At 38.1% G+C, this 11,564-nt stretch carries 11 protein-coding genes; all 11 read left to right on the top strand.

What is annotated here, in order from left to right; translation table 11 throughout:
• Positions 1 to 80 precede the first annotated feature (80 nt).
• The 11 genes from ACIQXI_RS15915 to ACIQXI_RS15865 all read left to right on the top strand — a co-directional run bounded on the left by ACIQXI_RS15915 (position 81) and on the right by ACIQXI_RS15865 (position 11,557).
• The gene (locus tag ACIQXI_RS15915; RefSeq protein ID WP_402926790.1) at positions 81 to 1,664 is read left to right on the top strand and encodes a glutathione ABC transporter substrate-binding protein; all 1,584 of its coding nucleotides are present in this window, start codon (positions 81 to 83) and stop codon (positions 1,662 to 1,664) included.
• A 72-nt stretch (positions 1,665 to 1,736) separates the two neighbouring features.
• The gene (gene nikB / locus ACIQXI_RS15910; protein ID WP_402926788.1) at positions 1,737 to 2,660 is read left to right on the top strand and encodes a nickel ABC transporter permease; all 924 of its coding nucleotides are present in this window, start codon (positions 1,737 to 1,739) and stop codon (positions 2,658 to 2,660) included.
• Between the two features lie 13 nt (positions 2,661 to 2,673).
• Positions 2,674 to 3,570 (top strand): ABC transporter permease, encoded by an 897-nt coding sequence (locus tag ACIQXI_RS15905; protein ID WP_402926785.1) that lies wholly within the window; start codon positions 2,674 to 2,676, stop codon positions 3,568 to 3,570.
• 11 nt (positions 3,571 to 3,581) lie between these two features.
• Positions 3,582 to 4,574: an ABC transporter ATP-binding protein gene (locus ACIQXI_RS15900; protein ID WP_402926783.1), complete on the top strand. Its 993-nt coding sequence runs from the start codon at positions 3,582 to 3,584 to the stop codon at positions 4,572 to 4,574.
• On the top strand, positions 4,567 to 5,532 hold the full coding sequence (locus tag ACIQXI_RS15895) for an ABC transporter ATP-binding protein (protein ID WP_402926780.1): 966 nt from the start codon (positions 4,567 to 4,569) through the stop codon (positions 5,530 to 5,532). The genes ACIQXI_RS15900 and ACIQXI_RS15895 overlap by 8 nt, the downstream gene beginning before the upstream one ends.
• An 18-nt stretch (positions 5,533 to 5,550) precedes the next feature.
• Entirely contained in the window at positions 5,551 to 6,429 is an 879-nt protein-coding gene (locus tag ACIQXI_RS15890; RefSeq protein WP_402926777.1) for a sugar phosphate isomerase/epimerase family protein, read from the top strand.
• Between the two features lie 13 nt (positions 6,430 to 6,442).
• The gene (locus tag ACIQXI_RS15885) at positions 6,443 to 7,501 is read left to right on the top strand and encodes a Gfo/Idh/MocA family protein (RefSeq protein WP_402926774.1); all 1,059 of its coding nucleotides are present in this window, start codon (positions 6,443 to 6,445) and stop codon (positions 7,499 to 7,501) included.
• A 1-nt stretch (position 7,502) separates the two neighbouring features.
• Positions 7,503 to 8,384 (top strand): sugar phosphate isomerase/epimerase family protein, encoded by an 882-nt coding sequence (locus tag ACIQXI_RS15880; RefSeq protein WP_402926771.1) that lies wholly within the window; start codon positions 7,503 to 7,505, stop codon positions 8,382 to 8,384.
• Positions 8,385 to 8,398: 14 nt separating this feature from the next.
• Positions 8,399 to 9,547: an ROK family transcriptional regulator gene (locus tag ACIQXI_RS15875; RefSeq protein ID WP_402926768.1), complete on the top strand. Its 1,149-nt coding sequence runs from the start codon at positions 8,399 to 8,401 to the stop codon at positions 9,545 to 9,547.
• Between the two features lie 18 nt (positions 9,548 to 9,565).
• Positions 9,566 to 10,567, top strand: coding sequence for an asparaginase (locus ACIQXI_RS15870; RefSeq protein ID WP_402926765.1), 1,002 nt, complete (start codon positions 9,566 to 9,568; stop codon positions 10,565 to 10,567).
• Between the two features lie 12 nt (positions 10,568 to 10,579).
• Positions 10,580 to 11,557 carry an N-acetylglucosamine kinase gene (locus ACIQXI_RS15865; protein WP_402926763.1) on the top strand — a complete coding sequence of 326 codons (978 nt, stop codon included), beginning with the start codon at positions 10,580 to 10,582 and terminating at the stop codon, positions 11,555 to 11,557.
• Positions 11,558 to 11,564 lie beyond the last annotated feature (7 nt).

Genomic DNA, 11,564 nt, shown 5'->3' with positions numbered 1-11,564 from the left:
TAAGTCACTTTTAGTAATTATATTTCTTAATTTAAGAAATAAGAAATATTTTTATATATTTTTACAAAGGGGTAGATGAGATGAATTATGTTAAAAAATTGGTTTTTGTAATTCTATGTACGTTTCTTTTGGCGGCGTGCGCAGAGAAAGACAATTCTAACGCATCAAATACTGGAGACAAGTCTACTGCAGAATCAGGCACAGCTAGTTCAAAAAATGAACTTGTTATCGCTGTGAATGAAAACTTTATTTCGATGGATCCACATAACACAGGGGATACCAATTCGAATTCTGTGCAGGAGACGATGCTAGAAGGGTTGTTAGGCTTCGATGCAGATGGACAAATTATTAAAGTTTTAGCAGATGATTATTCAATAAGTGAAGACGCGCTTGTCTATACGTTCAAACTTCGTCAGGGGGTTACGTTCCATGACGGGGAGCAGTTTAATGCGGAGGCTGTAAAGGTCAACATTGAACGTATTATGAATGATGAAAGTTTACGTTTAAATTCTCGTGGTTTTAGCTTAATTAGTAATGTTGAAATTCTAGGTGACTATGAAATTAAAGTCACTTTAAAAGAACCATATGGACCAATGATAACTCGCTTCGGGGTTGCTAAAATGATTAGTCCAAAAATGATTAAAGAAAACTCAGCAGAAATCCCTAAAAACCCTGTCGGCACAGGTCCATATAAATTTGTGGAATGGGTGCAAGGAGATCATTTAACAATTGAAAAATTTGATGGCTATTGGGATGGGGGAGAACGCGTTGCTAAAATCACCTATAAACCAGTATCAGAAAACGGATCGCGCGTGGCGATGTTAAAAGCGGGTGATGCACAAGTGATTTATCCAGTGCCATCTCAAAATATTGAAGAACTTTCTAAAAGTAAAGATATAGAAGTGAATAAGGTTCCTTCTACAATTGCACATTACGTTTCATTAAATACTTATAAAAAACCTTTGAATGATATTAAAGTGCGACAAGCCTTTAACTATGCGGTGGACAAAGATGCTTATTTAAAAGTAGTGAATGCGGGACTAGGTGTACCATTAGACTCCATTATTCCTTCAAAAACGGTTTATTATAAGCAACAAAAAATGTATGAACATAACATTAAAAAGGCAAAAGAATTATTGGCTGAAGCTGGCTATCCTGATGGCTTTGATATTGAAATCTGGGGCAATACCAACTCAGATACGATGAAAGGCATGCAGTTTATTCAACAACAATTAGGGCAAATCGGTGTCAAAGTAGATATCAAATCAATGGAAGAAGGCACATTATCAGATGAAATCTATGGTGCACAAACACCAGATGATGCGAAATTACAAATGTGGTATGTGAGTTGGTCTGCGTATGCATCGGATATTACAAATGCAACAAAGCCTCTTTTCCATAGCGTATCATTCCCTCCAAACGGGGCCAATACAGCTTACTATAATAACGCGGAGGCAGATCAGTTAATGGATGAAGCCAATTCCATTTCCGATGTAGATCGCCAAGCTGAATTATATGGAAAATTACAAGATATCGTCTATCAAGATACACCTTGGATTTTCTTAGGAGTAGATGAAGTGGTATATGGTGTGCGCTCAAATGTCAGCGGTGTATTAGTAAACCCTACAGGTGGACTTGATGTCAAGAATGCAAAAATAGAGTAATGCACAGAAAAAGGAAAAGGGATTGATGCTCATCAATTCCTTTTCTATAAAAATAGAAAGGAGGAAGGCGACATGTGGAAATATATAGCGAGAAGAATTGTTGAAATGATACCAATTTTAATTGTCATATCGATATTAACGTTCTTATTTATTCATTTCATACCAGGTGATCCTGCACGACTAGTAGCTGGTAAGGATGCCACGCTAGAAGATGTGGAAAATGTACGACATGAAATGGGTTTAGATAAACCTATTTTAAAGCAATACGTGGATTATATGAAAAATCTTGTAACGGGAGAACTTGGAACATCTTTAACTACAGGTCTACCTGTTATTGATATGTTTAAAACAAGGTTTATGCCTTCTCTTCAACTGACTTTCCTTTCCATGTTTTGGGCTACATTAATGGGTTTAGCAATTGGTGTTTTTTCAGCCATTAATAAAAATAAATGGCCTGATTATTTTGGCATGGTAACGGCTGTTTCAGGCATTTCGATTCCGGGATTTTGGCTAGGACTTTTATTAATTCAATTATTTTCAGTACAACTAGGGCTATTACCGACAGGTGGATTAGATGGCTTTACTAGCTATATTTTACCTTCCTTGACATTAGGGGCGGGCATTATGTCAATGATCGCTAGGTTTACTCGTTCTTCCATGCTGGAAACGTTACAAGCAGATTATATACGAACAGGAAGAGCAAAGGGATTAAAAGAACGCTCCGTTATTGTGACACATGCTTTAAGAAATTCCTTGATTTCGGTAGTAACGGTTGCAGGTTTACAATTTGGCTTTCTATTGGGAGGCTCTGTAGTCGTGGAGACAGTTTTTAGTTTTCCAGGAATGGGACGACTTCTTATCGATTCAATCGCCTTCCGAGATTATCCTGTTATTCAGTCAGCACTGCTGTTATTTGCATTTGAATTTATTTTAGTGAACTTAGTTGTCGATGTGCTGTATACAGTGTTAAATCCAAAAATTCAATTAGATTCTTAAAGGAGGGAACAAAATGACTTCACCAACTACTGTGCAAAATAGCCAAGTGCAAACTACACAAAGAAAATACTCTCCTTTTAAAGAATTTTGGAAGTCTTTTAAAAAACAAAAGGCTGCATTGTTAGCAAGTATCTTTATTGGATTGTTAATTGTAATCGCTTTTATTGGTCCTTATATCGCGCCGTACGATCCTTTTGAACCGAATTATGATGCTTTATTAGAAGGACCAAGTGCTAGTCATTTGGCAGGAACGGACGAGTATGGTCGAGATATTTTTAGCCGTTTAATAGTCGGAGCGAAAATATCTTTGATGGTCAGTTTTAGTGCCGTATTTTTAGGCTTAATACTAGGAACGATTTTAGGTTTAATTAGTGGTTACTTTGGTGGATGGATTGACAAAATCATCATGCGTAGCTGTGATGTATTATTTTCATTCCCTGATCTATTATTAGCCATTGCCATTGTAGCCGTATTGGGTCCTGGCATTAATAATGTCATTATTGCTGTGATGATCTTTAGTGTACCTTCTTTTGCTCGTTTAGTAAGAGGCGCAACATTAAATGCGAAAGAGAATGTCTACGTAGAGGCAGCACAATCCATGGGGGCTTCGCATGTTAGAGTGCTGTGGAAACATATTTTCCCTGAAACGATGAGTGAATTAATTATTTTTGTCACAATGCGTATAGGAACAGCTATTTTAGCAGCTTCAGGTTTAAGTTTCCTAGGCTTAGGTGCCAGCCCTGAAATGCCTGAATGGGGGGTAATGCTAAGTAGCGGACGTGACTATTTAGGAACATCCTCACATGTAGTCATCATGCCGGGCATTGCCATATTTTTAACCGTACTAGCATTTAACTTAATCGGTGATGGATTACGAGATGTATTAGATCCAAAAATAAAAAATAATTAAGGAGAATGCCTATGTCAGAACATGTCTTGCGCGTAACTGACTTAGAAACGTCCTTTACGCGTGATAAAAAGGAAATCAAGATTTTAAGAGGTGTTAATTTTGCCATCCGTAAAGGGGAGATTTTGGGCTTAGTAGGTGAATCTGGTAGTGGGAAAAGCTTAACCTCTTTATCTATTATGCAATTATTCCATGGTACGACAGGCAAAATCGTCAACGGCTCTATCCATTTTAATGGACAGGACTTAACGCAAATGCCCGAATCAGAAATCCGAAAGATTCGTGGCAAGCAAATGGCGATGATTTTTCAAGAGCCAATGACCTCTTTAAATCCTGTCTTAAAAGTGGGCAAACAGTTAATGGAAGCAATTGAGATGCATTTGAAGCTACCGAAGAATGAAAGTAGGCATCATGCCGTCCAAATGTTGAAAAATGTGGGCATCGGCAGAGCCGAAGAAATCATTTATGAATATCCGCATCAGTTATCAGGAGGAATGCGCCAGCGTGTCATGATAGCAATGGCGATGGCATGCCATCCTAATTTACTTATTGCAGATGAACCAACCACTGCGCTTGATGTCACGATACAAGCACAAATTTTGGAGCTAATGAAACAGCTTAAAGAAGAAAATGAAACAGCTATTTTATTAATTACACATGATTTAGGTGTTGTAGCTGAAATGTGCGATAGGGTCGTTGTTATGTATGCAGGGCAAGTGGTAGAGGAAGCAGATGTCTTTGAGTTATTTGCGAGCCCAAAGCACCCTTATACACAAGGGTTAATTGCATCTGTACCGAAAATCGGTGAGCACAAAGAAATATTAGATTCTATCAATGGTCAAGTGCCATCCCCACAAAATATGCCGATTGGTTGTAAATTTGCCCCGCGCTGTAATCAAGCGATGTCTATATGCCATGAGGAGAGTCCGCCGACGGTGAAAATTTCAGCTACACGACAATGTAGCTGTTGGCTATATGCGACAAAGGATGTGAAAGTAAATGCCTAACAGTATTTTAAAAGTGGAGAATTTAAAGAAAAGCTTTCAAATTGCAGGTGGTTTATTTCAACAAAAGCAATATGTCAACGCGGTCATCGATGTTTCTTTTGAAATAGAGGAAGGGACAACATTTAGTCTAGTTGGGGAAAGTGGTTGTGGAAAATCCACAACTGGTAGATTAATCACTAGATTAATAGCGCCGACCAATGGAAGTATTGTCGTGGACGGGAAAGAAGTAGCGACTGCAAAGCAATCTGATTTAAAGCATTTAAGGCAAACTGTTCAAATGATTTTTCAAGATCCATATGCCTCATTAAATCCAAGAATGAAAGTAAAGGAGCTTGTTGGTGAGCCTTTAGAAATTCATACAAAACTGTCTAAAGCCGAACGTGAAAAACTTGTTCTCGAAATGCTTGAAGTCGTTGGCTTAAACGCTGAACATGCTGATCGCTATGCTCATGAGTTCAGTGGTGGACAAAGACAGCGTTTAGGTATTGCACGCGCGTTAATCACAAAGCCAAAACTAATTATTGCGGATGAGCCTGTGTCTGCGTTGGATGTATCTATACAATCTCAAATTTTGAATTTATTAAAAAAATTGCAGCAAGAATATAAAATATCGTATCTTTTTATTTCTCACGATTTAAGTGTTGTCGAACATATAAGCCACTATATAGGGGTTATGTATTTAGGGTCCATTGTAGAAATTGGGCGCAAAGAAACAATATTTAATAACCCAAAGCACCCTTATACACAAGCGCTTATTGCTTCTGTACCGATCGCAGATCCAACATTACGGAAAAAGAAAATGGTTTTAACTGGTGATATTCCGAATCCAAAAAACCCGCCGAGTGGTTGCACCTTCCACACAAGGTGTCCCATGGCATCAGATATATGTAAGCAGGCTATTCCGGAAATGAAAAAAATTAATGAAGAGCAAAGTGTTGCATGTCACTTTGTTCACTAATAGAGAGGGTGGTCCAAAATGAAAATCGGATTAAGCACATACAGTATGGTCAAAAAAATGAGGCAGGGCGAAATGAATGTTCTGGATGTTTTGCAATGGGTGGCGGACAACGGAGGTCAGCATGTTGAATTAGTGCCCTATGAATTTACGGTTGTAGATAACTATGAACTTGCTACACAAATTAAAGAAAAAGCAGCAGCGCTAGGTTTAGAGCTATCTGGCTATTCATTACCAGCGAACTTTATTCACGATACAGAGGAAGCTTTTCTAGAAGAAGTGGAGCGCCTAAAAAAGCATGTTGATGTCGTGCATCATATGGGCATCAATATTATGCGCCATGACGTTACGCTTTTTACGTTACCAAAGGAGCAGACAACCATTCATTATTACAATGAACATTTTGAAGCAATGGTTAGAGGCTGTCAGTTGATTGCTGATTACGCAAAGCAATTTAATATTACGACAACAATTGAAAATCACGGCTTTAATGTGCAAACGAGTGATCGTGTACAACAATTAATCCATGCGGTAAACAGAGACAACTTTAGAACAACTTTAGATATCGGAAATTTTTTATGCATTGATGAACAACCTTTAATTGGTGTGATGAAAAACCTTCCTTATGCAGCTACAGTGCATTTCAAAGATTTTTATATTCGTCCTTATTATGAAAATCCGGGTGATGGCGAATGGTTCCGTACAGTGCATAACAATTACATTAGAGGAGCAATTGTCGGCCATGGTGATCTGAATATTCGAGAAATTATTAAGCTCGTAAAAGGCAGTGGCTACGATGGTTATATTGTGGTGGAATTCGAAGGCATGGAAGATTGCCAAGTTGGTTCAAAAATAGGGATGGATAATGTACGTCGTTTATGGGACGAATGCCAGCTCTAAAGGAGGAAAGCACATGAATAAATTAAAAGTTTGTGTAATCGGTACAGGGTCTATTTCCGACTATCATTTAGGTTCCTATATGAATAATCCGGCGGTCGAGTTATATGGGGTGTATGATGCCTCCATTGAGCGCGGGAAAGCAAAGGCAGCTCAATTTGGAGCAAGCCATGTTTTTTCTTCGAAAGAAGAGCTATTTGCAGACCAAAATATTGATGCTGTCAGTATTTGTACATGGAATAATACGCATGCCGAATTGGCCATTCTTGCATTGGAAAATGACTTACATGTACTAATTGAAAAGCCTTTATCGATGACTTATGCGGAAGCTTTAAACATTCAAAAAGTTGCCGAAAAGCATCAGAAAGTATTTCAAGTGGGCTATGTAAGACGCTTTGCAACCAATACGAAAGTTCTGAAAAGCTTTATCGACGATAACAAACTAGGTGATATTTATTATGCGAAAGCGTCCTGTCTAAGAAGATTAGGAAATCCAGGAGGTTGGTTTGCAGAAATCGACAAGTCTGGTGGTGGACCTTTAATTGATTTAGGTGTACATGTCATTGATATCTGCTGGTATTTGATGGGTAGACCAAAGGTGAAAAGGATAACAGGTCATACTTACAATCAATTGGGAAATCGAAACCATGTTGAAAATTTATCCTTTTATAAGGCAGCAGACTATGATGCTACTAAAAATACAGTAGAAGACTTAGCAAATGCGCTTATTACATTTGACAATGGCGCGTCGCTAATGGTGGACGTTTCTTATACATTACATGCCATGAAAGATGAAATCAGTATTAAACTATATGGCACGAACGGTGGAGCAGAGCTAGAGCCAGAATTAAAAATTGTCAGCGAAGAACATAATACGATTTTAAATATTCACCCTCAAATTAACGATTTAACTTTTGATTTTGCGAGGGCCTTCCAAAATGAAATTGATGCATTTGTTGATTGTTGCCTTCATCAGTATGATTCAGTGGCACCAGTTGAGGATGGGGTAGAAATTATGAAAATCTTAGAAGGTATTTATATTTCTGCAACTGAAGGAAAGGAAGTGGTTTATTAAGATGGTGAAATTGGACAATAAAATTGGTGTCATCGTAGACAGCTTTCGTTTGCCTATTCGTCAAGGTTTAGTAAAGGCGAAAGAAATCGGGGCGCAAGGCGTGCAAATATATGCAGTTTCAGGTGAGTTGGACCCAGATAATTTAAATACTGCACAAAGAACAGAATTGAAGCAGTACATTGAAGCGTTAGGTCTAGAAATCTCTGCATTATGCGGCGATTTAGGCGGGCATGGCTTTCAAGATCAAACAGAAAATGCTTGGAAAATAAAAAAATCGAAAGAAATACTGCAATTAGCAAAGGATCTTGGAACATCAATCGTGACAACCCACATTGGTATTATTCCGGAAGATGAACATGACCCAATCTATCAAACGATGCTGGAAGCCTGTGAGGAATTAGGCCAATTTGCTAAGTCATTAGACGCTTACTTTGCAATTGAAACAGGTCCTGAAACGAGTAAAACATTAAAAGGATTTTTAGATAAACTATCAACTAATGGTGTATCAGTTAATTTTGACCCTGCCAATATGGTGATGGTAACAAATGATGACCCTATAGCTGGCGTAAAGCTTTTACAAAATTATATTGTACATACACATGTCAAAGATGGTATTCAACTGCAGCCTACGAACCCAAAAGATGTGTATGGGTACTTAGGATACGATTCTGGAACATCTCATGATAAAATAGGAGAAATGGTGGAAAATGGAGAGTTTTTCAGAGAACTTCCATTAGGCCAAGGAGATGTCAATTTCGAGCTTTATTTTTCAGCTTTGCATGAAATCGGATACAATGGCTATTTAACTATTGAACGTGAAGTGAAATCAAATCCCGAAAATGACATTGAAGAAGCTGTACGATTCATAGAAAAGTTTAAATAGGGGTTGATTCAAATTTGAAAAAGCAAGATCAAGTGCAGATGCGCAAGCAGAATAAATATATTGTGCTTGACGCAATAAGACAGATGGCGCCTATTTCAAGAATTCAATTATCAAAATATACAAAAATGAGCCCTACGACCATTACCCGTATCGTGCAGGAACTAGAAGCGGAAGGCTTTGTTCTTGAAGGGATATCGGAAGAAACTGCGATTGGTAGACGACCTACGCTAATTCATATGCGCGAAGATGCTTTATATACGATTGGGATCGAGCTTGATTGTCTCACTATCCGTATAGGTATATTGGATTTCTTAGGGAAGCTGATTGCCTTTCAGGAAGTAAAATGTAGCATCAGACATCGATATGAAGAAGCAATTCATTTACTGAAACAGTCTATCAATAATATTATGACAGAATATCACATTGCTCAGGATAAATTACTAGGTATTGGGATAGGTATACCAGGGGTAATTAATAACGAGGAAGGAATAATCGTTTCCTCAGAGCAATTGAAGTGGGAAAACTGCCACATCCGAGAAGATTTAAATGGAGTTTTTGGTTGTGAAGTCATCGTAGATAATGAATTGAAAATGCAAATCAATGCTGAAATTGGTGATATTTATACGCCATTGTATTCAAATTGTATTTTAGTCGGAATTGGTACAGGGATAGGGGCATCTATATTATTAAATGGAGAGGTCTATCGCGGCATACAAAATAAAGCAGGGGAAATAAGCCATATAACGATTAATCCCTTTGGTGCAATGTGTCACTGTGGTAAAAGAGGTTGCTTATCCATGTATGTTTCTGAAGCTTCATTGTTGAACAGAACACCCAAAAATCTTACTATTCAATCCATAGAAGAGCTCTTGCATTGTGTAAATCAAGGCGAGCAATGGGCCGTTGATATACAGCAGGATGTCGCTACTTTTCTAGCAATCGCTATTAATAATCTCGTTTGTTTATATGAACCGGAGGCTGTCATCGTAAGTGGAGAAATGATTGAGCACAATAGTACATTTCAACAACTACTTCGCGAAAAATGCCAGCAGTATATATGGAAAGAATTACAACCTTTTGATTTGCAATTTTCAAATCAATTAAAAGAAGGGGTTGTGAAAGGGGCAGCATTACAAGCACAAAAGCAGTTATTGTCTGTTTAAGGAAAGGTTGATTGATACATGGCTTACTCTCAATTTTTAAAAGAATATCGTTCGGGATTAATGGAAAATGTGCATTATGGACAATTGAGTGCTGTGGATTTAACGAAGGAAGAATTTGTCTCAGTAGGTCAAGATTTTGAGCCTGTGTATTTCCGCTCTGCAGCAAAACCTTTTCAAGCCATCCCTATTTTTATGACCGATTTTATAGATAAGTATGGCATTACTACACGTGAAAGTGCATTATTTTTAGCTTCACAAAGAGGCGAAAGTTATCATCAAGAGGCATTGATCTCTTTGTTGGAAAAAATACCGGTTACTGAACAGGACTTAATATGTGCAGCATCCTATCCATTAAATGAAGAACCTAAAATACAGTATATCCAGCAGGGCTTTGAAAAACGTAAACTCTTTCATAATTGTGCGGGCAAGCATTTAGGTTTTTTAGCTGCCTGCTTAGCCAATGGCTATGATGTCAAGCACTATTGCCATCCGGATCATCCATTGCAGCAAATGATTAAAAAATATATTGCGTATTTAAGTGAATATGATGTGGATAAAATTCGTACAGGAATGGATGGCTGTGGTGCGCCCGTCTTTGCGATCCCGCTAAAAAATATGGCCATCGCCTATTTAAAGCTAGCGCGACCAGAATTAATAGAAGATCAACAAATTCGTGAAGCAGTCATCCGGCTTACGAGTGTAATGAACGAGGAGAATCAAATTATTGCCTCACAAAACTTCATTTGTACAGCATTATTAAAGGACCCTAATATTGTGGCGAAAGGTGGAGCACAGGGTGTATATTGTTTTGCTCTAAGGAACGAAGGACTAAGTTTTGCCTTGAAAATCATGAATGGCTCCGAAAGTCCGTGGCCCAATGTCATTGCTTCTATATTGGAGCAAATTCAGTATACAAATCAAGAAACAATTGAACGTATTAAAGCCTTATCACCTTCAGTTGTACGTAATGATGCAGGAGTTGAAGTAGGAGAAATTGTTTCTACCATAAAAATTGGTTAGAGGTGAAGGCACTTGTATGTTTTAGCAATAGACGGTGGTGGAACAAAAACAATTGCCACCATCTCAACTGATTGTGGCCATATAATCGCGCTAGCAGAAACAGGTAAAAGTAATCCGACAGCGATGAGCTTAGAGCAATTTACAGAGACAATAACAGAACTAATAAATGACTTGAAAAGACAACGATTGCACGAATTTCAAGACATTACAAAGTGCCATGCGGGACTATCTGGAGTAACAGAAAACAATAATGAGATAATGACGCATGCATTATTAACCTCACTTTTACCTAAAGGCTGTCAACTATCACTATCGAATGATGGCTTGAATGCTCTGTATGCAGGAACATTCGGTCAGCCAGGCATTGTACAAATTGCTGGTACAGGTGCGATTACCCTTAGTATAGATGCTTCTGGAAGAATGGAGCGTACAGCAGGATGGGGTTATATTTTTGATGATGAGGGCAGTGGCTATGATATTGGAATTCGGACATTAAAGGCGGTGTTTAAAGCATTTGATAACAGAGGCCCTGAAACGCTACTAACAGCGGCGGTATTAGACTATTTTCAAGTGCAAGCTGTTCCGCAAATAATTGAAGTTGTATATGGTGAAAGGCACCCAAGGGATACAATCTCTCCTCTCAGTAAGATAGCCATCGAATGCGCTAAACGAGGAGATGAAGAAGCCAATACCATTATTAATCAAATATGTCATGTTTTTTATCAAAGTATTGAAGCTTGTTACAAAAAAAATCCTTTAGCAGAGCAAGTTAACGTGGTGCTGGCTGGAGGCGTTTTTCATGAGTTGAAGCTATTTAGTGAAAAATTAGTCGCTATTGATAAAAAGCATAGTAATCGGTATAACTTCATGGGAGCTTATAGCTTACCGGTGGGTGGTGCCGCTTTAGCTGCTTTACAATTGCCTAATCATGAAGCAAAGTTATTTATTGACCAATATAATGCCAGCTTGAAGAAATTTTTAACGAATTAATCCCCCT

The organism is Lysinibacillus sp. NPDC097195, assembly GCF_044762075.1.
Taxonomy (GTDB): Bacteria; Bacillota; Bacilli; order Bacillales_A; family Planococcaceae; genus Lysinibacillus.
Note: the sequence above shows the minus strand (reverse complement) of the source record. Positions and strands in the feature narration are given on the sequence as shown.